We start from the raw sequence: 23,308 nt of genomic DNA, 5'->3' as shown, positions 1-23,308 counted from the left end.
ATATTCTTCCTTAAATCCACTATCTCTTTATATTCCCCCTTTCATTATAACACCTAAGCGCTCTCTGACCAAATCCTACCTGTCTTTTTGCTCCTTCTTCCCCTCCCTACTTTCTCCATTTTCCCTCTTTTACTAATTTTTCATTTTGTGGTATAATTGAAATAATTGTAACGAATCAAGGTCAATCTAGACGCAAAATGGAATGAAATCAAGCAAATCTCTGCTAAAAGTTTGGAGTAAGCTGACCTGTAAATAGAAAGGAACTATATGATTTACAAAGTTTTTTATCAAGAAACAAAAGAACGTAGCCCACGTCGTGAAACAACACGCTCACTTTACCTAGACATCGATGCCAACTCAGAACTTGAGGGCCGTATCGCTGCTCGCCAACTTGTCGAAGAAAACCGCCCAGAGTACAATATCGAATTTATCGAACTCTTGTCTGACAAATTGCTAGATTACGAAAAAGAAACTGGCGCTTTCGAGATTACGGAGTTCTAATATGGCCTATACTCTTAAACCTGAAGAAGTCGGCGTTTTTGCCATCGGTGGTCTGGGAGAAATCGGGAAAAACACTTACGGAATTGAATACCAAGACGAAATTATCATCGTCGATGCTGGGATTAAATTCCCAGAAGATGACTTGCTGGGTATTGACTACGTTATCCCTGACTACTCTTACATCGTGGACAATATCGACCGCGTCAAGGCTGTTTTGATTACACACGGACACGAGGACCACATCGGTGGGATTCCCTTCCTGCTCAAACAAGCAAATGTCCCTATCTACGCTGGACCGCTTGCCTTAGCTTTAATCCGTGGAAAACTCGAAGAACATGGTCTCTTGCGCAACGCCAAACTTTACGAAATCAACCACAATACTGAGTTGACCTTTAAAAATCTCAAGGCAACTTTCTTTAGAACAACCCACTCCATTCCAGAGCCTTTAGGGATTGTCATTCATACTCCTCAAGGGAAAATCGTTTGTACGGGTGACTTTAAGTTTGACTTTACTCCAGTTGGAGAGCCTGCAGACTTGCACCGTATGGCTGCCCTTGGTGAAGAAGGTGTGCTCTGTCTCCTCTCTGACTCGACAAATGCGGAAGTGCCAACCTTTACCAACTCTGAAAAAGTCGTTGGCCAGTCCATCATGAAGATTATCCAAGGCATTGAAGGACGTATCATCTTTGCATCCTTTGCCTCAAATATCTTCCGTCTCCAACAAGCAACAGATGCCGCTGTTAAGACTGGACGCAAGATTGCGGTCTTTGGTCGTTCTATGGAAAAGGCCATTGTCAATGGGATCGAGCTTGGCTACATCAAAGCTCCTAAGGGAACCTTTATCGAGCCAAATGAAATCAAAGACTACCCTGCAGGCGAGGTTCTTATCCTTTGCACGGGTAGTCAAGGGGAGCCGATGGCAGCCCTCTCTCGTATCGCTAACGGAACCCACCGTCAGGTGCAACTCCAACCCGGCGATACCGTTATCTTCTCTTCTAGCCCAATCCCTGGAAACACCACTAGTGTCAATAAGCTGATTAACATCATTTCTGAAGCTGGTGTCGAAGTCATTCACGGAAAGATTAACAATATCCACACCTCTGGGCACGGCGGTCAGCAAGAGCAAAAACTCATGCTCCGTTTGATCAAGCCCAAATACTTCATGCCTGTTCATGGTGAATACCGTATGCAGAAAGTCCATGCTGGACTAGCGGTGGATACTGGTGTCGAGAAGGACAATATCTTTATCATGAGCAATGGCGATGTGCTTGCCCTTACTGCAGATTCTGCTCGTATCGCAGGCCATTTCAACGCCCAAGATATCTATGTCGATGGAAATCGTATCGGCGAAATCGGTGCAGCCGTCCTCAAAGATCGTCGTGATCTATCTGAAGACGGTGTCGTACTTGCAGTCGCAACTGTTGACTTCAAATCTAAAATGATCTTGTCTGGCCCAGATATCCTCAGCCGAGGCTTTGTCTACATGAGAGAATCTGGCGACTTGATTCGCCAAAGCCAGCGCATCCTCTTCAATGCTATTCGTATCGCATTGAAAAACAAAGATGCTAGCATCCAATCTGTCAATGGTGCCATTGTCAACGCTATTCGTCCTTTCCTCTATGAAAACACAGAACGTGAACCAATCATCATCCCGATGATCCTCACACCAGACGAAGAAGAATAAAGCAACAAAACAGCTCCGAAAATCGGAGCTGTTTTTCTCTATGCTTTCTTTTCTTGATTTTTAGAAATACTACGATTTTTACCTTCTAAATACACCATCAGAATAGAAATATCTGCTGGGTTTACTCCCGAAATACGGCTGGCTTGACCAATGGTTTCTGGATTGATGAGTTTGAACTTTTGGCGAGCTTCTGTCGCGATAGAATCAATATCATCCCAATCTATATTGGCTGGAATGCGTTTTTCTTCCATGCGTTTCATCTTGGCAACCTGATCCATGGCTTTGGAAATATAGCCTTCGTACTTGATTTCTGTTTCAATCAATTCGATAATCTTGTCATCCAATTCCTCAGCAGCTGGCCCTATGAAAGCTACCACATCTTTGTAAGAAACTTCTGGACGGCGAAGGAATTCTTTGGCTGTCACTGCATCTGTCAACGGCTTGAAGCCCATTTCCTCAACCTTAGCATTGGTTTCCTTAACTGGCTTAAGTTTGATGCTGTCGAGACGCTTCATCTCATTGTCAAATTGATTTTTCTTGATTTCAAATCGAGACCAACGTTCATCATCAACGAGACCAATCTCACGTCCCATCTCGGTCAAACGCATATCAGCATTATCATGGCGGAGGATGAGGCGGTATTCAGCTCGACTGGTCAAAAGGCGATAAGGTTCAATGGTACCCTTTGTCACCAAGTCATCAATCATCACCCCGATATAACCGTCACTGCGCTTCAAAATCAACTCAGGTTTTCCTTGGATTTTCAAAGCGGCATTGATACCCGCGATAATCCCTTGTCCTGCCGCCTCTTCGTAACCTGACGTTCCATTTGTCTGACCAGCTGTGAAAAGGCCTGAGATTTTCTTGGTTTCCAGAGTTGCACGCAACTGGTGTGGCAAGACCATGTCGTACTCAATGGCATAACCAGTTCGCATCATTTCAGCATTTTCTAAACCTTTGATGGAATGAACTAGCTCACGCTGAACATCCTCAGGCAGACTGGTTGAAAGTCCTTGAACATAGACTTCCTCTGTATTGCGCCCTTCTGGTTCAAGGAAGAGCTGATGGCGTTCCTTATCCGCAAAGCGCACAATCTTGTCCTCAATTGATGGACAGTAACGAGGGCCCACTCCCTTAACCACACCTGTAAACATAGGCGCACGGTGGAGGTTGTTTTGGATAATCTCATGACTGGTACCATTGGTGTAGGTCAACCAGCATGGCACCTGATCCTTGACATAGTCCTCATCACGCGAAGTGTATGAGAAGTGGTTTGGTGCTTCATCTCCTGGCTGAATTTCTGTCACATCGTAGTTGATAGAAGAAGCCTTGACACGTGGAGGAGTTCCTGTCTTGAAACGACCAATTTCGAGACCCAGTTCCTTGAGATTGTCAGCAAGGTTAATCGAAGCTAGACTATGGTTTGGTCCTGACGAGTACTTGAGGTCCCCGATGATAATTTCCCCACGGAGAGCTGTCCCTGTGGTCACGATAACGGCCTTTGCGGCATACTCTTGATGGGTCGCTGTACGAACACCGACAACCTTGCCATCTTCCACCAAAATCTCATCAATCATGGTCTGACGAAGGGTCAGATTTTCTTGGTTTTCAACCGTCTTGCGCATTTCCTTAGAGTAAAGCTCCTTGTCAGCTTGCGCACGAAGGGCGCGAACAGCTGGACCTTTCCCAGTGTTGAGCATCTTCATCTGGATGTAAGTCTTGTCAATGGTCTTGGCCATTTCGCCACCGAGAGCATCTACCTCACGCACGACAATCCCCTTGGCTGAACCGCCGATAGAAGGATTACAAGGCATGAAAGCCAGCATTTCAATATTGATAGTCGCAAGCAAGACCTTACAGCCCATACGGCTAGCAGCTAGGGATGCCTCCACCCCAGCGTGCCCCGCACCGATTACAATAATATCGTATTCTTCTGTAAAATTATAAGTCATTTTCTCTCCTATTCTTCAAGATGAATGTGTCGCAGCTGGCCGTCCCAATCTGGTAAGGCTGTTTTTAAAAAGGCTGGAACCAGCTGGAAATCCTCTAACTCATCCAAGTCAATCCACTCACAGGGCTGTATTTTCTCATCTTCCTGCATGGTCAATGGGGCATCCTCAAGCAAGTCCACCAGATAATGAAACTCGATGTTGTGATAGGAAACACCGTCTTGTTCAAAACGATTTTCAACTACGAAAGCTAGCTGTCCAGCTTGAGCTTTGACACCCAGTTCTTCCTTCACTTCGCGGACTACCGCTTCTTCCGTTCTTTCATTGACTTGAATCGCACCGCCGATAGTGTAACACTTGTCCTTGTCTTTGGTGACTAGAAGCTTGCCATTTTGGACAATCAAGGCTGTCGCCCGAACACCAAAAACAGTATTTTCCACTTTTGTCCGAAAGTCTTGTTGAGTCATTTTTATCCTTTCCCTTATACTCAATGAAAATCAAAAAGCAAACTAGGAAGCTAGTCGCAGGTTGCTCAAAGCACTGCTTTGAGGTTGTAGATAAGACTGACGAAGTCAGTTACATATATCTACGGCAAGGTGAAGCTGACGTGGTTTGAATTTGATTTTCGAAGAGTATTAAACGACACAAAAACAGTCAAAACTCCAAAGAAGTGCAGGACAAAAAGCCTGCAACATCCATGAGCTTTGACCATCATTTCTATTGCTTTTATTATTGTAGCAAATTGAGAAAATTTGTCAATCTAAATGTACTATGATTGGCGAATCGCCTCAAAAGCTCCTTTGTCAATCTCAACCGAGTCAGCGAAAGCATCTAAAACAATCCCTCTCACCGGAAACTCCCCCATCTCTTCCGCAACAACTAAACAGTCCGTAAGAGGTAATTGCAACCAGGAAAAACGGTCATAATAGTCCTTAGGAATATCTTGTTCAGTTAAGAAACAAGGATAGAAGTAGTCGTCTCCCTTTCGCAGAATATCCGGTTTTAGTCGTACCCCTTCTTGTTCATCACTCTCATCCAGAAGATTCGGATTGAAGGGGACCCAGACTTTAGCTTGTTTCAATTCCTTGAACAAGGCTTCAATCGACTCTGTCGTTTTCTCTCTCAAATACTCTTTCTTATAGTCAGAAAGGCTCATTGTTTGCTATTTTTTAGCCGTTTTTTTCTTAAAAAACTGAAACATTCTCTTTCCTCTTAGAAAATCTTAAATGTACTGACAAACTTGTCCATCACGATAAGCATTGTCAATCAAACCGCCACCGAGACACTCATCGCCATCGTAAAAGACAACTGCCTGTCCTGGTGTGATGGCGCGTTGTGGTTCCGCAAAGATGACCTCTGCCTTGTCTCCTTTGACATGGACTGTCACCTTAGAGTCAGGCTGACGATAGCGGAATTTAGCCGTACATTCGAGCGTAAACTCCTCTGGCATCTCACGAGTAAAGTGGACTTGACTGGCTTCTAGGCTTGTTGACATGAGCGAATCATGATAGAAGCCTTGGCCGACATAGAGGATATTCTTGCTCAGGTCTTTTCCGACAACGAACCACGGCGCATTGTCACCACCGTGTTGCCCACCGATACCGAGTCCGCCACGTTGACCAATCGTATAGTACATAAGACCTGCATGCTCGCCCATATCGCGTCCATCTACGGTCATCATGCGACCTGGCTGGGCTGGCAGGTAGTTACTGAGAAATTCTTTAAAGTTCTTTTCTCCGATAAAGCAAATCCCTGTCGAATCTTTCTTCTTGGCAGTCGCAAGACCTGCTTCTTCTGCTATTTTTCGTACTTCGGGCTTTTCCAAATGCCCCAGTGGGAACATGGTTTTTTGGAGTTGTTCTTGCGAAAGTTGACTGAGGAAATAGGTCTGATCCTTGCCATTGTCCACGCCACGAAGCATATGAACGATGCCATCCTCATCACGCGCTACTCGGGCATAGTGCCCAGTCGCTACATAGTCTGCGCCTAAGGTCATGGCATAGTCCAAAAAGGCCTTGAACTTGATTTCCTTGTTGCACATAACGTCTGGATTTGGCGTGCGTCCCGCACGGTATTCCGCTAGGAAATACTCAAAAACGCGGTCCCAGTACTCTTTTTCAAAATTGACAGAGTAGTAAGGAATGCCGATTTGGTCTGCCACCGCAGCCACATCCTTGTAATCTTCGGTCGCCGTACAGACGCCATTTTCGTCTGTGTCATCCCAGTTCTTCATGAAGATACCGATCACATCGTAGCCCTGCTCCTTGAGCAAGAGAGCCGTCACCGACGAATCAACACCACCACTCATCCCCACGACAACACGTGTTTTAGAGTTATCACTCATGGTAAGTCTCCCATCTATTCGTTTATTTATACCCCTCAAAATTCTATTTACTATGACTTTCAATAGAATTTATTTGAGTATAGTTATTTCGTTTGCTTTTAGTACTAGGCAACGAGTCGCAGGCATAACTTGAGTTAGGCAAGACGAGTTAACAACGTAATAAAAGATAAACGAAATGACTAGTTCACGATTGAAGGTCGTGTGTGCTTTAACGATTGAAGGTCGCTTGAGCAGTATTCATTATAACACGCTTGGTTGGAGAAGACAAGAAAGAGGCTGATAAATCATCTCAACCTCTCTTTCTTACTTTGCAAACGAATCAATTTTCCCCTTTAAGTTCTTTCTTCGCTTGTTTTATCTGGTATTTCACTTGCTCAAAGCCGGTTCCTCCTAAGGAATTCCGTCTCTGAACAGCGGTTTCTGGACGCAAGTAGATATAAATATCCTCTTCAATCAAGGGATGGTAGGCTTGCAACTCCTTCAAATCCCAATCTTGGATATTTTTACCATGCTTGATAGAGTCTAGAACCAATTTCCCTACTATTTCATGAGCTTCTCTAAATGGCAAGCCTTTCCCTGCCAAATAATCTGCCAGTTCGGTCGCATTCGAAAAATCATTCTCTGTAGATTGCTGCATTTTGGCCTTATTAACCTGCATGCTCGATAGCATACCTGCCAACACATCCAGAGAATTTAAAATCGTTTCTACTGTATCAAACATGCCTTCCTTGTCCTCTTGCAAATCCTTATTATAGGCCAGAGGCAAAGACTTCATGACGGTCAATAGTCCAAGTAAGTTCCCGTAAACTCGTCCTGTCTTCCCTCGAATCAATTCGGCCATATCAGGATTTTTCTTCTGGGGCATGATAGACGAACCCGTTGAAAAGCTATCAGACAAGCTAATGTACTGATACTCAAAACTGCACCAATTGATGATTTCTTCACAAAAACGGCTCATATGCATCATCAAAATGCTGGCATTTGACAGAAATTCCAAGATAAAATCACGGTCACTCACTGCGTCCAAGGAATTGATATAGGGTTGTTGGAAGCCCAATAAATCACTCGATAATTGACGATTGATTGGAAAAGTTGTCCCTGCCAAAGCAGCCGCACCCAGAGGAGATAGGTCCGTATGTTTCAGGTTAAATGCAAAGCGTTCGCTATCCCTTTGAAACATATTGTAATAAGCCATGAGATGATGGGCAAAACTAATCGGTTGGGCGTGCTGCAAATGGGTATAGCCTGGCATGATGGTTTCTACATGTTTTTCAGCCAAATCCAGCAAAACACTGTTCAGATTCGCCAACTTATCCAAAACATGGCCAAGCTGCTCCTTTAGATATAAGTGCATATCTGTTGCGACTTGGTCATTCCGAGAACGAGCCGTGTGCAGTTTCCCAGCCAGAGGACCGATTTTCTCTGTCAGCAACACTTCCATATTCATATGAATATCTTCATTTGCAATATCAAAATGAAGCTCCCCTGCCTCTAAATCTCGCAACAAAGCTTTCAGACCATCTTGGATCTGCTCTGCCTCTTCCAAGCTCAAAATGCCAGTCTGTCCTAGCATTTGAACATGAGCTAGGGAGCCCATCAAATCAAATTTTGCCAGCTGGTGGTCAAAGGAAATACTCGCACCGAACTGTTCTACCCAATCTTCCACAGTGCCTTCAAATCGACCACCCCATAATTTTGTATTTTTCGACATATCCTGTCGTCCCTTTCTATCGCGTCACTACTCAACATTTTTCTGAACTTCTGAATAAACCTTAGTCGGAAGCCCCCAAAGCTTGATAAATCCAACAGCCGCATCTTGGTCAAAGGTGTCCGCACTAGTATAAGTCGCCAAATTTTCATCGTAAAGAGAATTTGGAGATTTCCGAGCCACTACCTGGGCATTCCCCTTATAGAGTTTAACTTTTGCAGTTCCATTGACAACTTTCTGTGTCTCCTTGATATAGGCAATCAAAGCCTGAGTTGCTGGGCTAAACCACAAGGCATTATAGATGAGATTGGACAACTCATTTTCGATAATAGGTTTGAAATGAGCCACTTCTCTCACAAGAGTCAAGTCCTCAATCTCCTTATGAGCTGCCAATAAAGTCACCGCACCTGGGCACTCATAAATCTCTCTTGACTTAATACCGACTAGGCGATTTTCCACATGGTCAATACGACCGACACCGTGTTTGCCCGCAATTTCATTTAGCTTTTGAATCAAAGTAGCCACTTTCATCTTCTCTCCATTGAGGGAGATAGGCACCCCGCAACTAAACTCAATGTCAATAAATTCTGGACTGTCTGGTGCCTCTTCTGGCGAAGATGTGATTCCAAATGCTTCTTCTGGCGCTTGGTTCCAAGGGTTTTCCAAAACACCACATTCATTTGCACGTCCCCAAAGATTTTGATCGACAGAGTAAGGATTGTCAAGGTCAGCAGGAACTGGAACGCCGTTTTCTTTTGCATATTGGATTTCTTCTTCACGAGACCATTTCCACTCACGAACAGGCGCAACTACCTTTAGATTGGGATCCAAAGCTGCAATAGAGACTTCAAACCGAACTTGGTCGTTTCCCTTGCCTGTACAACCATGGGCAATTGTGGTTGCCCCCGTCTGATGAGCTATTTCAACGAGTTTTTTTGAAATAAGAGGGCGACTCAGAGCAGATACCAAGGGGTACTTTTGTTCGTAGTAGGCATGAGCCTGAAGGGCCACTAAAACATAGTCGTTAGCAAATTCTTCCTTAACATCAATGACATAAGACTCAACAGCCCCAACCTTGAGAGCTTTATCGTGGATGAACTCCAAATCTTTTCCTTCACCCACATCCATACAAACAGCGATCACATCATAGTCTTTTTTTAACCATGTAATAGCAACTGATGTATCTAATCCACCTGAATAGGCTAAAATGACTTTTTCCTTACTCATTTCTCTTCCTTCTTTCTATTTTTCGATAGAGGCTTTAAAAGCATCGTCAATCAATTTGTCCAACTCCCCAGAATCCTTCAACTTCTGGATGGTTTTGTCAACCGCCTCTTTCAATTCTTTACTATCTTTTTTCATCGCAACAGCGTAGGAATCTTCTTTGTCATTGTCAAAATCAAACTCAGCGATGGCTAGGTCTGGATTATTCTCTACAAATCCTTTCGCCACTGGTTCTTCAAAGATAACCGCATCTAGTTGCCCTGATTTCAAATCTGTTATCAAATTTCCATTTTTAGGAAGTGAAACAAGAGAAGCATTCTGCAGGGTTTCTTTGGCCAGAGTTTCCTGGATAGAACCTTTCTGGGCTCCAACCTTTTTCTGAGCCAAATCCTTGACTGATTGGTAATTCGTTAATTCAGATTTTCTTACGATAACCTTATTTTTCGAAGTGTAGTAGGGAATTGAAAAATCGTAAACTTGACTTCTCTCCTCCGTTTTAGAAACACCTGATATGGCAAGATCAGCCTTACCTGAATCAAGACTAGCTAGTACATTGTCAAAACTCATTGGAGAGAACTCCACTTCTACACCCAGTTCCTTTGCTATGGCTTTGGCTAGCTCAACATCTGAACCTACAATCTGATTTTTCCCATCGACCAATTTCTGGTATTCAAATGGAGCAAACTCTGGATTTAGGGCCACCACCAATTTTCCTTTAGCCTTAATGGCTTCAACACCTTGGGATTGAGTGTTACTACAAGCAAATAATAAGGGAAACATAAGCAAACCAAACATCGTCATCAACACCTTCTTCACTTTATTCATAGAAGAGCCTCCTTTTATTTTTATACTTTATTATTGTATAAATAATACTATTCTCATTCTCGTTTGTCAAGAAAAAACTGTATTTTATTTCATTTAAATCAAGAAAAAGCTTATTATATGATATATTTTTACATATAATAAGCCTATTTATACTATTTGAGTTTTAAAACAATTTGAAGAATTTCGTTAGAATTATACAAATAGAGCATTGCTGAGAAGATTGTTACGCTTTTTGTTATAGAGAAACAAAAAAGAGCCCTAAAGGACTCTTGTATTCTTAATACCAACCGTTGTTAAGCCAGAAGTTCTTGGCAGCTGTCCATGAACCGTAACGTCCTGCAACGTAGGCATCTGCTACACGTTCTTGATTTTCAGCTGAGTAGTCACCGTTCAAGTATGAATCTGTCAATTGGTAACGTCCGATGTAACGTCCGTTTGTAGCAGTGTAGCTACCACCTGATTCTTTTTGAGCGATCCATTCTTTGGCTTCTGCTTCAGAACCACTTACAGTAGAAGTTGCTGCAGTGTTGCTTTCTGCTGCTGGGGCTGCAGGAGTTGCAGGTGCAGCTGGGGCTTCATAAGTTGTTGTTGCTGCTGGAGCTTCTTCAACTGTTTCTGTAGCTACTGGAGCTGTTTCTTCCGTTGTTGCTGCTGGAGCTACAGTAGAAGCTGTTCCTTCGATAACCAAAACTTGGTCAACAAAGATAAGGTGAATATCTTTGATGTTGTTTTTTGCTGCCAATTTTTCAACAGTTGTATTGTACTTCTCAGCGATTTCTGAAAGAGTATCACCTGATTTAACTGTGTAAGTTACAGATTCTTGCGCAGATGCAAGTGATGGAGCAAAGAAAGCAAGCAAAGCTGCTACTCCTGCGATAGTTGTTTTAATTTTTTTAGTTGTTAATGACATATCTAAAAATTCTCCTTCCATTGGATATATCTATGATACCTTTTAAATGTTACCGTTGTTTAACGGTTTTATGTAGAAATATTACAAAAATGTTTTATATTTACCGTTTTATGGAGGTTTTTGTCACAAAAGACCTTATTTTATACTATCTTTAATCATTTTAAGCTTTTGATAAGGGAAATAAGCGCAGCGGTCCATTCTTTGATATAATAGATATAAGAATCTTTGTAAGGGGAAACAGATGCACTCACTTCGTTTTCAATCTGTCTTTGATATTATTGGACCAGTTATGATTGGTCCATCAAGTAGCCATACTGCTGGAGCTGTTCGTATCGGAAAAATCGTCTCTTCCATCTTTGACGATACGCCGACAGAAGTCGAATTCCAATTATTTAACTCATTTGCCAAAACCTACCGTGGTCATGGAACTGACCTTGCTCTCGTCGCTGGTATATTAGGTATGGATACGGATGATCCTGATATTCCAAATAGCCTAGAGATTGCCCATAAACGTGGTATCAAGATTGTCTGGACCATTCAGAAGGACAGCAACGCTCCTCACCCTAACACCACTAAAATCACTGTAAAGAATGACCATAAGTCCATTAGTGTGACAGGGATTTCCATCGGTGGGGGAAATATCCAAGTTACGGAGCTTAACGGCTTTGCTGTCTCTCTCAACATGAATACACCGACCATCATCATCGTGCATCAGGATGTTCCGGGTATGATTGCCCATGTCACAGAAGCCCTCTCTCGTTTTGATATCAACATCGCCCAGATGAATGTGACTCGGGAAAAAGCTGGAGAAAAAGCCATCATGATTATCGAAGTCGATAGTCGAAGTTGCGAAGAGGCGATTGAAGAAATCCGAAAAATCCCTCATCTCCACAATGTCAATTTCTTTAAGTAGGAGGAAACATGTTTTATTCTATCAAAGAATTGGTTGAGCAAGCAGATCTAGACTTCCAAGGAAATGTCGCAGAACTCATGATTGCGACAGAATATCAACTAACCGGTCGAGAACGGCCAGAAGTTCTCCTTCTCATGGAACGCAATCTAGAAGTCATGAAAGCCTCTGTCGAGCTCGGTCTCAGTGAAAATAAATCCCGTAGTGGCCTAACGGGTGGAGACGCGGCCAAACTAGACCGCCATCTCAAAAGTGGCAAGGCCTTGTCGGACTTTACCATCCTATCAGCAGCCCGCAATGCCATCGCAGTTAATGAACACAATGCGAAGATGGGCTTGGTCTGCGCCACTCCAACCGCAGGAAGTGCCGGCTGTCTGCCAGCCGTTCTCACTGCTGCTATCCAAAAACTTGACCTTAGCCACGAAGAACAGCTGGATTTCCTCTTTGCTGCTGGTGCCTTTGGATTGGTTATCGCAAACAACGCCTCTATCTCAGGTGCTGAAGGTGGCTGCCAGGCCGAGGTTGGCTCTGCCTCTGCCATGAGTGCCGCAGCCTTAACCTTAGCTGCAGGTGGAAGCCCCTATCAGGCTAGTCAAGCCATCGCCTTTGTCATTAAAAATATGCTGGGCCTCATCTGCGACCCCGTCGCTGGTTTGGTCGAAGTTCCCTGTGTTAAGCGAAATGCCATGGGAGCCAGCTTTGCCTTTATCGCAGCAGACATGGCCTTGGCAGGTATCGAGTCTAAAATTCCTGTTGACGAAGTCATCGATGCCATGTACCAAGTCGGATCCAGCCTCCCAACTGCCTTTCGTGAAACGGCTGAAGGTGGACTCGCAGCTACCCCGACTGGTCGTCGCCTACAAAAAGAAATCTTCGGAGAATAAGCTTATCTATATCTATTAGGAGAAACTATGCCCTCTATCTCAGCAATCTTTTTTGATCTAGACGGAACCCTGGTTGACAGTTCCATCGGGATCCACAATGCCTTTACCCATACCTTTAAAGAGCTAGGAGTTCCAAGCCCTGATGCCAAAACCATTCGTGGTTTCATGGGCCCGCCACTTGAAAGTAGTTTTGCAACCTGCCTTCCAAAAGAACAAATCTCAGAAGCTGTTCAAATCTACCGTTCTTACTACAAGAAAAAAGGAATTCATGAAGCAGAGCTTTTCCCCCGAATAACGGAATTGCTTCAAGAACTTTCACAAAACTACCCTCTCTACATCACTACAACAAAGAATACTCCTACTGCTCATGATATGACTAAAAATCTGGGAATCCATCATTTCTTTGATGGCATTTACGGCTCTAGTCCTGAAACGCCACACAAGGCGGATGTCATCCGTTACGCCTTGCAAACACATCAACTCCCTGCAGACCAAGTCCTCATCATCGGGGATACTAAGTTTGATATGATCGGGGCCCAAGAAACTGGCATTAAAAAGTTTGCTGTTACTTGGGGATTTGGAGAAGAGGCTGATTTGCTCAGCTATCAACCTGACTGGATCGCCCATACCATTGACGACATCACTAAGCAACTATAGATAATACAACGATTTGAAATTACAGAGTAAAAAGGCCAAGGTCCTGTACAAACAGAATCTTGGCCTTTTATTTATAATTAGTTGATTAGTCACCCTTATTCAGCATGGGTTGTCTCATTTGCAAAGGAAATGATGGCTTTTTTGAGCTCATCTCCGCTGAGTGAACGGAATTCTTCAATCTTTTGATCAATGGCTTCTAGAGGCATGACGTTAACCTTACCAACGAAAATCTTGTCCATGACTTGGTTATCAACCAATTCGGTCGAAACCAAGAGTTCTTCATAGAGTTTTTCTCCTGGGCGGATACCGACCTCAACGATTGGAATTTCACTTTCCGTGTGCCCACTTAGAAGAACCATTTTCTTAGCCAAGTCATAGATCTTAACTGGTTTGCCCATATCGAGGATAAAGACTTCTCCGTCCTTGGCATAAGCGCCAGCATGGATTACTAGACGGCTAGCCTCTGGAATGGTCATAAAGTAACGTGTCATACGGAAGTCTGTCACCGTTACAGGACCGCCTTCAGCAATCTGACGTTCAAAGACAGGAATCACGCTACCACGACTACCGAGAACATTCCCAAAACGAACTGCACAGTAGGTTGATTTGCTACGTTGGTTAAAGCCAGTGACAATCAACTCTGCCACGCGCTTAGTTGCACCCATAACATTTGGTGGATTGACCGCCTTGTCAGTCGAAATCATGACCATCTTAGGTACTTTGGCCTCATCAACAGCCTTGGCAACATTGTAGGTACCGAGGATATTGTTTTTGAAGGCTTCTTTTGGATTGCGCTCCATCATCGGAACGTGCTTGTGGGCTGCAGCATGGTAAACAATGGCTGGTTTGTACTGCTCAAACACCTGCAAGAGACGATCATAGTCCTGAATATCTGCAATAACAGGAACATAATCAATTCCTTGGAATGTACGGATCAATTCATGATAAACGAGATAGATTGAGTTTTCACCATGTCCAAGCAAGATGATACGCTCGGGATTGAAGCGGCTAACCTGACGACAAATCTCCGAACCAATCGAACCACCAGCTCCTGTCACCAAGATGGTCTTGCCTGTAATCTCAGTACCCAGACGCGATTCGTCGAGACGAATTTCCTGACGGCCCAAAAGGTCTGTGATATCAATTTTTTGGAAACCACTACCTGGCTGATGGAGCCCTTGAACGACTGTCTCAACCTTAGGCATCTTGTAACATTTAACGCCTAGCTTATTACACATCTGCAAGATGCGTTCGTACTCTGATGGGTCAAGCGAAGGGATCGCTACGATAACACGCTCGATTTGGTGACGTTTAGCTAATTCAGGCAGATTATCATAAGAGCCCAATACTGGGATTCCACCTAGTTTTTGTCCCTTTTTCTTTTCATCATTATCCAATATCCCCACTAGCTCAAGGTCGCTAGTTGGATGTTGGTAGCTGTTCATAAAGAGGGCACCACCATCACCAGCACCGATCAAGAAGGTCCGACGGTGTTCTCCATCTCCACTACCTTGCTTGCGCTTAGAATAAATCAGCTGCCAAGTGATACGAGGAAGCAAGATGAGGAAGGTACTCAACAAAATGAAGAGTACGATGAAACGGATAGAAAACAATGGAAGGAAGGCATAGCAGATTCCATAGGAAAGAACACTGCTAAATGTTACTCCAAAAAAGATTTTCATGAAATCCGTAATCTTACTGTAGCGGCTAATACTAGCATTCAGCCCCCAAAAAGCAATCATGATTTGATAGAAGAAGAAGGCTAAAAGAGTATAGATCACGTAGTCCACAGGCGCAGGATTTATTAGGCCATAAAACAAGATATAAGATACGATGATGGAAACCACCATACTCAGAATGTCGAATATCCCCCAAAACACCTGTTTTTGTTGTTTATTCAAAATTTCAACCAGATCAATAACATAATCTGCTAGTTTTTTATTCATCGAAGTTTACTCCCCCTTACAAGAGTCGGATAAAGCTGTTTTCTTCATAATATGCCTCGTTTCAACATACTCAACCTGAGGCTTATTTGCTTTTTCTTAGAAGTTTGACAAAGATAAACTGTCGTACAAAGCCTGGGCAGAGTGCAACGATTGCTTGAATGGCAATGCTTTTCGCATATTCCATGTAGGAAATTTGCCCTCTCTCAAGCATGCGCTGACGAGCCTGGCGATAGAGTTTGAGGTAGCGCAAACCACCACGACGTTCAAACATCCCTGCTCCGACACGAACCTGACACAAGATCTGATCCAGGTTTCCAGTCTTAGCTCCTGCGGCAATCATATTGAGCCAGAGGAGATCATCCTCCATGTAAAGGCCATCTTCATAGTTACCCGCCTTGAGGACCATGTCCTTTTTGAACATCACTGTCATATGGTTGAAGGCACTTCTCATTCTTTGGTAAGCCACAATGTCTGCATGCCGAGTTGGGACACGACGGTAAGAAACAATCTCGTCAGGATTGTCAATAAATTCTGCAATATGTCCACCTAAGAGATCCAGATTTTCCTGTTCCATTAGTTGGACTTGCTTTTCAAAGCGGTCAGGTACTGCTATATCATCTGTATCCATACGAGCGATGATATCGTACTGACACTGTAAAACACCGTATCGAAGAGCCAAGCCTAAACCTTGGTTTTGTTCTAAGGGGCACCGTTTAACTGGAATGTCTGACTGAGCTTCCACTTCATCTAGCACCTGATAGAGTTCGGGTGTGAGCGGGCCGTCCTCAACAAGAACAAGTTCGCTCGGTTTCAAGGTCTGGTTTTGAACACTTTTGATGGCATCTCTCAAAAATGTCGGATTTTCCTTTACATAGACCGACATCAAGACGCTGATTTTTTGCTTTTCAGGCACAGTTTTTCTCCAATGTATAGATTTCCTTCCACTATTTTATCACAAAATTCCCTAGTTTCCTATTTTTATATCAAATCAAGGAAAATTCTAGTAAAGAAATCTGTCCCTTTTCACTTTATTTTCACTTTCATTGATTGATCTGTCTTGGCTGTCATTACTTGACATTATAAGGAAAAAACCTTAAAATAAGCTGTTATTAAAATCATCCTATCGAGGTTTTTATGAAAAAACAATCACTCTTTTTTGTTCTAGGAATTGTCTTAATCGGGACTGTTTTACGCTCTCCCTTTACTGCTCTTCCAACTATTTTAGGAGATATCGCTCAGGGACTAGGAGTGGAGGTTAGCTCTCTTGGGATTTTAACCAGTCTCCCTCTCTTGATGTTTGCTCTTTTCTCTGCTTTTGCGAGCCGCTTGGCACAAAAAATCGGGTTGGAACACCTCTTTACTTACTGCCTCCTCCTCTTAACTGTTGGCTCTGTCATTCGGATTTTCAATCTTCCCCTTCTCTATCTAGGGACCCTAATTGTGGGAGCAAGCATTGCGATCTTCAATGTACTCCTCCCAAGTATGATCCAGGCAAATCAGCCTCAAAAGATTAGTTTCCTAACAACTCTCTATGTCACTGCCATGGGAATTTCGACAGCCATCGCTTCTTATCTATCCGTCCCTATCACCCAAGCTAGTTCTTGGAAGGGCCTCATCCTCGTTCTCAGCTTTCTCTGTCTGGTCACTCTGCTAGTCTGGTTACCAAATCATCGCCACAACCACCACCTAGAAAGCCAAAAAGAAAAGCAAGTCAAAGAGAATATTCTAAAAAGTAAAGATGTCTGGGCTATCATTATCTTTGGCGGGCTTCAGTCCTTGCTCTTTTATACAAGTATGACCTGGTTGCCAACTATGGCTGTTAGTGCTGGTATTTCTAATAGTGATGCGGCTCTTCTGGCTTCTATCTTCTCACTGATCAGCATTCCTTTTTCGATGACTGTTCCAAGTCTGACGACTCGTCTATCAGATAGTCACCGTCGAATCATGCTGGCAATTATCTCTATCGCTGGGATGACAGGAATTGCTATGCTCTTGTATCCAGCCAACAACTTTCTCTACTGGTTAGTCGTCCATCTCTTGATTGGAACGGCCTGCAGTGCCCTCTTCCCCTACCTCATGGTTTGTTTTTCTCTTAAAACCAGTTCTCCTGAAAAGACGGCTCAGCTATCAGGACTAGCGCAAACAGGAGGCTACATCTTAGCTGCTTTTGGACCCGCCTTGTTTGGTTACAGTTTTGAACTTTTCCAATCTTGGATTCCAGCGGTTCTTGCCCTTCTAGCCATCGATATCATCATGACTATCTCACTCTTTATGGTGGATCGGGCGGATAAGATCCTCTAAACTTCTAGTTTTTACTAGGAGTTTTTTATATATAAAATTTTTACACATATTTCTTGACAGGGCTTTCAACTTGAGATACAATATATTTGAAAAGAGTATATATAAAATTTTTATATAATATAAAGGAGGTTTCCCATGTACTTCCCAACATCCTCTGCCTTGATTGAGTTTCTCATCTTGGCTGTACTGGAGCAGGGGGATTCTTATGGTTATGAGATTAGCCAAACCATTAAACTCATCGCCAATATCAAAGAATCTACGCTCTATCCCATTCTCAAAAAATTGGAAGCCAGTGGCTTTCTGACCACCTACTCTAGAGAGTTTCAGGGGCGTATGCGCAAATACTACTCCTTGACCAATCGGGGCGTAGAGCAGCTCGTTACTCTAAAGGAAGAGTGGACGCTCTATACCGACACCGTCAACGGCATTATAGAAGGGAGTATCCGCCATGACAAGAACTGACTATCTGACTCAGTTAGAAACCTATCTCAATAAACTGCCTGAAGCTGACCGCATCGAATCCATGGACTACTTTAAGGAACTATTTGACGATGCAGGTTCAGAGGGCGAAGAGGAACTCATCGCCAGTCTAGGAACACCAAAAGAAGCAGCTCATGATATCCTCTCTGATCTTCTCGATAAAAAAGTCAATGAGGCACCTGCTCAAAAGAATGATCGCCAACTGCTACACATTGCCCTCCTGGCCCTGCTAGTAGCTCCTATCGGAATTCCGGTCGGGATCGGCATCCTCATGGCCATCATCGGTATTTTTATCGCGGCTGTCTCCGTCATTCTAGCCTTTTTCACTGTTTCGGTGACGGGTATCCTACTGGGCGGACTCTTTATCATAGAGAGCTTTAGCGTCCTAGTCGAAGCCAAATCTGCCTTTATCTTGATTTTTGGGGCCGGTTTGCTTTCTATCGGTGCTTCTTCTCTTGTTCTACTGGGTATCTCCTATGTAGCTCGTTTCTTTGGCCTCCTAATCGTCCGCTTGGCACAATGGATTCTTAAAAAAGGAAAGAGAGGTGATAGACATGCGTAAATTGACAAAAGGATTTCTCATCTTTGGTGTGGTTTCTACAATCCTTGGTTTTATCATGATCATTGTAGGTGCGCAGTCCAATGGTATTCAAAGTTTGCTTGCCATGTCAAAAGATCCCGTCTATGACAATCGTATCGAAGAAGTGACCTTTGGAAATGAAGTGGAAAAACTTGATTTAGCCCTTGAGGAACATAGCCTAACCATCACAGAGTCTGTAGATGACAAGATCCATATCACCTATCATCCGTCCGTGTCTGGTCGTCATGATCTGACTACTGGCATGAGTGACAAAACACTGAGCGTCACTGACAAACAAGCCTCCCAACATCGTTTTCTCGGTTCAGGAATCGAAGGCCTACTTCGTATTGCTAGCAGTTATTCTAGTCGTTTTGACGAAGTCATACTCTCCCTCCCTAAAGGAAGAAGACTACAAGCTATCACCGTCTCAGCCAATCGTGGACAAACTAATATTCGCCAAGCCAATCTTGAAAATGCGACAATCAAAACAAAAGGCTATCTCTTAAGACTAACAGAAAGTTCTATCAAAAACAGCACACTAACGACACCTCATATCATCAATATCTTTGATACTGAATTGACAGATAGCCAGGTCAAGACGGAGGAGGGGCACATCTATGCTGAAAATATCAAGATCCGCGGTAAGGTAGAGCTAGACTCTCATCACGACTTAAGACTCTTTCTTTCTAAGACAGAATTCGATCGTATCAATCTAGATCTTTCTTCTCAGCATGGTGGTATCTATTATAAACCCAAAGAAGAACATCGTGGACAAAAAGAGAATGAACTTGCCAACCCATACAAGACAGACAAAGCAGATGTCAAGGACCTGCTCATTGCAAAAGCCAACCAGGATATCTACCTACCCAAGGAAGAAGAATACTCTGCTCCACCTAGAAATCATTGACAAAAACGCTTTCATCTGCTAGTCTAAAGATAGAAAACGACCATAAAAAAGGAGGTTCCACCATGACACAAGAATGGTTTGAAAGCGCCGATCTTGAGAAGAAATCAGCTCAGATGAAATCGGAAATTCAGCCCGACCAACCAGAGACTTCGGAAACTGTGGAGACCGAACCACAAGCAAGCCAAGAAACTCCTATCTCACCTAAAGAGTCGGAAACGCATGAGGAGGAAGCTCCCGAAATGATTGAGGAAACCCAAACCGAGGAAGAGGGAGAAGGGAAAGCTGAAGAGGAACACAAGCAAGAAAACCCTATAAAAGAGAAAAGTATCCTTAGCAAGGCTTTAGAAAGCCCCTATATCCCAGATATTGACCCTCGTAGAACAGCCAGATTCAAAGAAGAAATCGCACTGTTTTGGGCTTGGCTGCTGGATGCTATCCAAGAACCAACTGCCAGCAAGACTACGGACCAAAAGCATCGTTATAGTGTCTTTGCCCTGCTCACCTTGCTGTCTTCGATTAATCTTTTCTTTAGTATCTATCATATCAAGCACCTCTACTATGGCTATATGATTTCTATTGCTAATAGTTCTCCTAACCAGCTCCCACCTTTGGATCTCTTTGCTGGCCTTTCTATCTTGGTCGCTAGCGCTCTATTTTACTTTTCCATCATTTTGGGAGGCTTTACTGTCCGACGTGTGCTGGATCAGGAGAGTGACTTCACATTCCAAGAAGCTTGCGATCGTTACAGCAGACTCTTTGCTATCCCACTTGTCCTAATAGCTCTAGCAAGTTTCTTTGCACTCTTTGGTGGCTTACGATTTGCTGGCATCTTCACTCTTCTAAGCATGGCCATCTTTGCCCTTGCCAATCTCTTTGTGATTAGCAAGCCAAGTAAGACCAGTAGCCTCGACCCATTTTATCGTTTCCTGCTAGCTGTCTTACTTGATGGCGCCATTCTCTTACCCTTCTTCATTGCAGAGCTCGCGCTGACAGTTGACTACCTTCGCATCCTGACATTCTTTTAACCAAAATCCCTGCCATTTGTTAATGACAGGGATTTTTATGCTTACTCTTTTTTGAGCCGTGGCTACTTGACGGCTGCCAATTCTTCAAAGTCTTTTCCCAAAATGACTTGTACTTCTAGTTGATTGGCATCTAGTTGCTGGCAAAATTCTGTTGGTAGTGACTCTAGGAATCTTGCATAGTCCAAGCGAGCGATGGATTCGTAGTCTTCTGCTTTGGACCCATCACCAGAAATCGTCACTAGGTCAATCTCCCAAACAAGTTCCTTGCCTGCCAGCTGCTCCGTATAAGGAGCTGATACAAAGGGTTCCTTTGGCAAAATCGTCTTGACTCCCTGGGCTAGGTGATAGATACCGTGCACCCTACCTTGAGCATCCGGGTAAAATTTTACACTGGCAAGGTAGGCATCAGAGCCTTGAACCTTCTTGACCAGCTCTTCAAAACGTGCCAATCCATTCTCAGCCAAAAAGCTCTCGAGGTATTCCTTGTTGAGATAGATAGGGGACAAGAGCCCTTGGCAGTATACTAGACGAGTCGCTTTATCAGCTAGATAATGCTGGATCGTTTCTCGGAAATAAGCTTCAAATTCAAACCCTTCTAGCCCTTCTACCACATGCCCCAACTTGCTCGATAGGGCTTTGAGGAGAGTCTCTACAATCTCCCAGTCCGCTCTGGTAAGGAAGTCTGGAATCACCACTTGATAGCCTTTTCGACTATCCGCATAGTTCACTTTGAAGAGAAATTGCGACTGACCTACAATCCCACACTCCATGTATTCGAGACGATTGAGGGGCTGACGGAGATAGACTGCATCATAACTATGCGACTCCAAGCCCTCCACCAAGGCCAAGATGGACTTGGCAGTCAAGACCTCCTGTTGTCCTAGAATGCTTTCTTTATTTGGGATAAAAAATGTTTTCGCCATAGCCGGCCTCCTTTGAAATCGTTTACATACAGTATACCCTATTTTCCTGAAAGATACAGAAACAAATTTTAGATTTTTAGATAAAAAGCATAGAAAAACAGCCCCTGAAGGCTGTTTACTTTATACTGTAGCGACTTGATCCAAGCTTTCACCGATAGCAGCTAGGCGCTCCACCACTTCTGCTTGTGTCAATTCATTTTCTGAAACATAGCGGTTGCGTGGGTGAACACGACACTCGTGTGAGCATCCACGAAGGTACTTGTCTTCATTTTCTTCTGATGTTAGGATACGACGGTTACAGAAGGGATTTCCACAGTTGACATAACGTTCACATGGTGTTCCATCAAACCAGTCTTTCCCTACGATGGTTGGGTTGACATGGTTGACATCCACTGCGATACGCTCGTCAAAGACGTACATTTTCCCATCCCAAAGTTCACCTTGGACTTCTGGGTCTTTACCGTAAGTTGCGATTCCTCCGTGCAATTGACCAACATCTTTGTATCCTTCACGCACCATCCAGCCTGAGAATTTCTCACAGCGAACGCCACCTGTACAGTAAACCACGACACGCTTGTCCATGAATTTTTCCTTGTTATCACGGACCCATTGTGGCAACTCACGGAAGTTGCGGATGTCTGGACGGATAGCCCCACGGAAATGTCCTAGGTCGTACTCATAATCGTTACGTGTATCAAGGACAACGGTATCTTCGTCAAGAAGGGCTTCTTTGAACTCTTTTGGAGACAAGTAAGCACCTGTTGTTTCAAGTGGGTTGATATCGTTGTCAAAGTCATTGTCTTCCAAACCAAGGTGGACAATTTCTTTCTTGTAGCGAACAAACATCTTCTTGAAGGCTTGTTCACTTTCTTCGTCAATCTTGAACCAGAGGTCTTCCATGCCTGGGAGGCTGTGAACGTAGTCCATGTATTTTTGAGTTGTTTCGTAGTCACCTGAAACAGTCCCGTTAATTCCCTCGTCAGCGACGAGGATACGGCCTTTGAGGCCGATTGATTTACAGAAAGCCAAGTGGTCTGCAGCAAATTGCTCTGCATTTTCAATTGGAGTATAAAGGTAGTAAAGTAAGACACGAATATCTTTTGCCATAAGATTTGTTCTCTTTTCTATTCTTAAATTTTCAGAATTTTTCATTCAACTATACTAGTATACCCACTTGGGAAAACGAATGCAATTTATTTGACCGGAAATTGTAGAGGGAGGCTCATTCCTACATTTCATTAGTACCCATAGCGAATAGCAGATAATTCTCTCAACTTTTTGATCTGCTCGGATTGATTTTCTGACAAACACAACTTGTTGTCAATTAATACACGTGAGATGTCGACGTTCATTTGGCTCAGAATAAATGGAGTAGAGGTCCCATCGTCCTCTAATCGTCTTTTATAACTCACTAACTGATTTTTCAAGGGAGTAAGTTGAGGCGCAGCCTTTATATCTTCCAATAGATAATCTATGATGGTCATGGCTTCACAACGCCTTTCACTTCCTCCAGCAAACCATTTTAATGGTGTCATTCTCATTTTCCTCCT

23 protein-coding genes are annotated in these 23,308 nt (G+C 43.5%); 10 read left to right on the top strand and 13 right to left on the bottom strand.

The features are described 5' to 3' along the window. Positions 1-267: 267 nt before the first annotated feature. Positions 268-501: a DNA-dependent RNA polymerase subunit epsilon gene (locus E7Y33_RS03760; RefSeq protein WP_000639581.1), complete on the top strand. Its 234-nt coding sequence runs from the start codon at positions 268-270 to the stop codon at positions 499-501. Position 502: 1 nt separating this feature from the next. After that, complete coding sequence (gene rnjA / locus E7Y33_RS03755) at positions 503-2,185, top strand: ribonuclease J1 (protein WP_061428200.1); 1,683 nt, start codon at positions 503-505, stop codon at positions 2,183-2,185. Between the two features lie 38 nt (positions 2,186-2,223). Here the strand turns inward: rnjA and mnmG are convergent, their stop codons facing one another. The 8 genes from mnmG to apf all read right to left on the bottom strand — a co-directional run bounded on the left by mnmG (position 2,224) and on the right by apf (position 11,145). Continuing rightward, entirely contained in the window at positions 2,224-4,137 is a 1,914-nt protein-coding gene (gene mnmG / locus E7Y33_RS03750; protein WP_139689686.1) for a tRNA uridine-5-carboxymethylaminomethyl(34) synthesis enzyme MnmG, read from the bottom strand. Positions 4,138-4,145: 8 nt separating this feature from the next. Next, positions 4,146-4,601, bottom strand: coding sequence for an NUDIX hydrolase (locus E7Y33_RS03745; RefSeq protein ID WP_139689685.1), 456 nt, complete (start codon positions 4,599-4,601; stop codon positions 4,146-4,148). A gap of 302 nt (positions 4,602-4,903) precedes the next feature. After that, on the bottom strand, positions 4,904-5,290 hold the full coding sequence (locus E7Y33_RS03735) for an SseB family protein (protein WP_237665638.1): 387 nt from the start codon (positions 5,288-5,290) through the stop codon (positions 4,904-4,906). Between the two features lie 66 nt (positions 5,291-5,356). Continuing rightward, positions 5,357-6,478, bottom strand: a complete 1,122-nt coding sequence (gene mnmA / locus E7Y33_RS03730; protein ID WP_070799887.1) for a tRNA 2-thiouridine(34) synthase MnmA — start codon at positions 6,476-6,478, stop codon at positions 5,357-5,359. 319 nt (positions 6,479-6,797) lie between these two features. After that, positions 6,798-8,189 carry an argininosuccinate lyase gene (gene argH, locus E7Y33_RS03725; protein WP_139689684.1) on the bottom strand — a complete coding sequence of 464 codons (1,392 nt, stop codon included), beginning with the start codon at positions 8,187-8,189 and terminating at the stop codon, positions 6,798-6,800. A gap of 27 nt (positions 8,190-8,216) precedes the next feature. Beyond that, positions 8,217-9,413, bottom strand: coding sequence for an argininosuccinate synthase (locus E7Y33_RS03720; RefSeq protein ID WP_000031910.1), 1,197 nt, complete (start codon positions 9,411-9,413; stop codon positions 8,217-8,219). 15 nt (positions 9,414-9,428) lie between these two features. Continuing rightward, entirely contained in the window at positions 9,429-10,235 is an 807-nt protein-coding gene (locus tag E7Y33_RS03715) for an ABC transporter substrate-binding protein (RefSeq protein ID WP_139689683.1), read from the bottom strand. 277 nt (positions 10,236-10,512) lie between these two features. Next, positions 10,513-11,145: an aggregation-promoting factor gene (gene apf / locus E7Y33_RS03710; RefSeq protein ID WP_139689682.1), complete on the bottom strand. Its 633-nt coding sequence runs from the start codon at positions 11,143-11,145 to the stop codon at positions 10,513-10,515. 241 nt (positions 11,146-11,386) lie between these two features. Here apf and sdaAB point away from each other — a divergent pair, with 241 nt between their 5' ends. The 3 genes from sdaAB to E7Y33_RS03695 are packed head-to-tail and all read left to right on the top strand — an operon-like array spanning position 11,387 to position 13,596. Beyond that, the gene (gene sdaAB, locus E7Y33_RS03705; protein ID WP_139689681.1) at positions 11,387-12,058 is read left to right on the top strand and encodes an L-serine ammonia-lyase, iron-sulfur-dependent subunit beta; all 672 of its coding nucleotides are present in this window, start codon (positions 11,387-11,389) and stop codon (positions 12,056-12,058) included. An 8-nt stretch (positions 12,059-12,066) separates the two neighbouring features. Beyond that, on the top strand, positions 12,067-12,939 hold the full coding sequence (gene sdaAA / locus E7Y33_RS03700; RefSeq protein ID WP_000500029.1) for an L-serine ammonia-lyase, iron-sulfur-dependent, subunit alpha: 873 nt from the start codon (positions 12,067-12,069) through the stop codon (positions 12,937-12,939). A gap of 27 nt (positions 12,940-12,966) precedes the next feature. Next, on the top strand, positions 12,967-13,596 hold the full coding sequence (locus tag E7Y33_RS03695; RefSeq protein ID WP_139689680.1) for an HAD-IA family hydrolase: 630 nt from the start codon (positions 12,967-12,969) through the stop codon (positions 13,594-13,596). A gap of 95 nt (positions 13,597-13,691) precedes the next feature. On the opposite strand, the gene E7Y33_RS03690 is transcribed toward E7Y33_RS03695, so the two are convergent. Together E7Y33_RS03690 and E7Y33_RS03685 are read right to left on the bottom strand one after the other, a co-directional pair. Continuing rightward, positions 13,692-15,542, bottom strand: a complete 1,851-nt coding sequence (locus E7Y33_RS03690) for a polysaccharide biosynthesis protein (RefSeq protein ID WP_139689679.1) — start codon at positions 15,540-15,542, stop codon at positions 13,692-13,694. An 82-nt stretch (positions 15,543-15,624) separates the two neighbouring features. Continuing rightward, positions 15,625-16,455 carry a glycosyltransferase gene (locus E7Y33_RS03685; RefSeq protein ID WP_139689678.1) on the bottom strand — a complete coding sequence of 277 codons (831 nt, stop codon included), beginning with the start codon at positions 16,453-16,455 and terminating at the stop codon, positions 15,625-15,627. Positions 16,456-16,676: 221 nt separating this feature from the next. On the opposite strand from E7Y33_RS03685, the gene E7Y33_RS03680 reads away from it, so the two are divergent. The 5 genes from E7Y33_RS03680 (at position 16,677) to E7Y33_RS03660 (ending at position 20,835) form a co-directional block, all read left to right on the top strand. Continuing rightward, a complete protein-coding gene (locus E7Y33_RS03680; protein ID WP_084939449.1) occupies positions 16,677-17,843 on the top strand; it encodes a CynX/NimT family MFS transporter in 1,167 nt (388 codons plus the stop codon). Positions 17,844-17,978: 135 nt separating this feature from the next. Next, complete coding sequence (locus E7Y33_RS03675) at positions 17,979-18,305, top strand: PadR family transcriptional regulator (RefSeq protein WP_000273860.1); 327 nt, start codon at positions 17,979-17,981, stop codon at positions 18,303-18,305. Further along, on the top strand, positions 18,292-18,885 hold the full coding sequence (locus tag E7Y33_RS03670; protein WP_139689677.1) for a DUF1700 domain-containing protein: 594 nt from the start codon (positions 18,292-18,294) through the stop codon (positions 18,883-18,885). Before E7Y33_RS03675 ends, E7Y33_RS03670 begins: the two co-directional genes overlap by 14 nt. After that, the gene (locus E7Y33_RS03665) at positions 18,878-19,810 is read left to right on the top strand and encodes a DUF4097 family beta strand repeat-containing protein (protein WP_076984246.1); all 933 of its coding nucleotides are present in this window, start codon (positions 18,878-18,880) and stop codon (positions 19,808-19,810) included. The genes E7Y33_RS03670 and E7Y33_RS03665 overlap by 8 nt, the downstream gene beginning before the upstream one ends. 62 nt (positions 19,811-19,872) lie before the next feature. Beyond that, complete coding sequence (locus tag E7Y33_RS03660) at positions 19,873-20,835, top strand: DUF6574 domain-containing protein (RefSeq protein ID WP_139689676.1); 963 nt, start codon at positions 19,873-19,875, stop codon at positions 20,833-20,835. Between the two features lie 62 nt (positions 20,836-20,897). Here the strand turns inward: E7Y33_RS03660 and E7Y33_RS03655 are convergent, their stop codons facing one another. The 3 genes from E7Y33_RS03655 to E7Y33_RS03645 form a co-directional block, all read right to left on the bottom strand. Then, the gene (locus E7Y33_RS03655) at positions 20,898-21,758 is read right to left on the bottom strand and encodes a DUF4299 family protein (RefSeq protein WP_139689675.1); all 861 of its coding nucleotides are present in this window, start codon (positions 21,756-21,758) and stop codon (positions 20,898-20,900) included. 120 nt (positions 21,759-21,878) lie between these two features. After that, entirely contained in the window at positions 21,879-22,865 is a 987-nt protein-coding gene (trhO, locus tag E7Y33_RS03650) for an oxygen-dependent tRNA uridine(34) hydroxylase TrhO (RefSeq protein WP_001030025.1), read from the bottom strand. A gap of 131 nt (positions 22,866-22,996) precedes the next feature. After that, the gene (locus E7Y33_RS03645) at positions 22,997-23,293 is read right to left on the bottom strand and encodes a bacteriocin immunity protein (protein ID WP_161976030.1); all 297 of its coding nucleotides are present in this window, start codon (positions 23,291-23,293) and stop codon (positions 22,997-22,999) included. Positions 23,294-23,308 lie beyond the last annotated feature (15 nt).

The sequence above is a fragment of the Streptococcus oralis genome (assembly GCF_006175905.1).
Classification (GTDB): Bacteria; Bacillota; Bacilli; order Lactobacillales; family Streptococcaceae; genus Streptococcus; species Streptococcus oralis_BG.
Note: the sequence above shows the minus strand (reverse complement) of the source record. Positions and strands in the feature narration are given on the sequence as shown.

Excerpts from the sequence above, each read along its gene's own strand:
- argH (WP_139689684.1), bottom strand. The coding sequence starts at position 8,189 with ATGTCGAAAAATACAAAATTATGGGGTGGTCGATTTGAAGGCACTGTG.
- E7Y33_RS03655 (WP_139689675.1), bottom strand. The coding sequence starts at position 21,758 with ATGGCGAAAACATTTTTTATCCCAAATAAAGAAAGCATTCTAGGACAA.
- rnjA (WP_061428200.1), top strand. The coding sequence starts at position 503 with ATGGCCTATACTCTTAAACCTGAAGAAGTCGGCGTTTTTGCCATCGGT.
- E7Y33_RS03675 (WP_000273860.1), top strand. The coding sequence starts at position 17,979 with ATGTACTTCCCAACATCCTCTGCCTTGATTGAGTTTCTCATCTTGGCT.
- mnmA (WP_070799887.1), bottom strand. The coding sequence starts at position 6,478 with ATGAGTGATAACTCTAAAACACGTGTTGTCGTGGGGATGAGTGGTGGT.
- E7Y33_RS03760 (WP_000639581.1), top strand. The coding sequence starts at position 268 with ATGATTTACAAAGTTTTTTATCAAGAAACAAAAGAACGTAGCCCACGT.
- E7Y33_RS03715 (WP_139689683.1), bottom strand. The coding sequence starts at position 10,235 with ATGAATAAAGTGAAGAAGGTGTTGATGACGATGTTTGGTTTGCTTATG.
- E7Y33_RS03665 (WP_076984246.1), top strand. The coding sequence starts at position 18,878 with ATGCGTAAATTGACAAAAGGATTTCTCATCTTTGGTGTGGTTTCTACA.
- apf (WP_139689682.1), bottom strand. The coding sequence starts at position 11,145 with ATGTCATTAACAACTAAAAAAATTAAAACAACTATCGCAGGAGTAGCA.
- E7Y33_RS03680 (WP_084939449.1), top strand. The coding sequence starts at position 16,677 with ATGAAAAAACAATCACTCTTTTTTGTTCTAGGAATTGTCTTAATCGGG.
- E7Y33_RS03720 (WP_000031910.1), bottom strand. The coding sequence starts at position 9,413 with ATGAGTAAGGAAAAAGTCATTTTAGCCTATTCAGGTGGATTAGATACA.
- E7Y33_RS03660 (WP_139689676.1), top strand. The coding sequence starts at position 19,873 with ATGACACAAGAATGGTTTGAAAGCGCCGATCTTGAGAAGAAATCAGCT.
- E7Y33_RS03645 (WP_161976030.1), bottom strand. The coding sequence starts at position 23,293 with ATGACACCATTAAAATGGTTTGCTGGAGGAAGTGAAAGGCGTTGTGAA.
- E7Y33_RS03745 (WP_139689685.1), bottom strand. The coding sequence starts at position 4,601 with ATGACTCAACAAGACTTTCGGACAAAAGTGGAAAATACTGTTTTTGGT.
- trhO (WP_001030025.1), bottom strand. The coding sequence starts at position 22,865 with ATGGCAAAAGATATTCGTGTCTTACTTTACTACCTTTATACTCCAATT.
- sdaAB (WP_139689681.1), top strand. The coding sequence starts at position 11,387 with ATGCACTCACTTCGTTTTCAATCTGTCTTTGATATTATTGGACCAGTT.
- mnmG (WP_139689686.1), bottom strand. The coding sequence starts at position 4,137 with ATGACTTATAATTTTACAGAAGAATACGATATTATTGTAATCGGTGCG.
- E7Y33_RS03690 (WP_139689679.1), bottom strand. The coding sequence starts at position 15,542 with ATGAATAAAAAACTAGCAGATTATGTTATTGATCTGGTTGAAATTTTG.
- E7Y33_RS03670 (WP_139689677.1), top strand. The coding sequence starts at position 18,292 with ATGACAAGAACTGACTATCTGACTCAGTTAGAAACCTATCTCAATAAA.
- E7Y33_RS03735 (WP_237665638.1), bottom strand. The coding sequence starts at position 5,290 with ATGAGCCTTTCTGACTATAAGAAAGAGTATTTGAGAGAGAAAACGACA.
- E7Y33_RS03695 (WP_139689680.1), top strand. The coding sequence starts at position 12,967 with ATGCCCTCTATCTCAGCAATCTTTTTTGATCTAGACGGAACCCTGGTT.
- sdaAA (WP_000500029.1), top strand. The coding sequence starts at position 12,067 with ATGTTTTATTCTATCAAAGAATTGGTTGAGCAAGCAGATCTAGACTTC.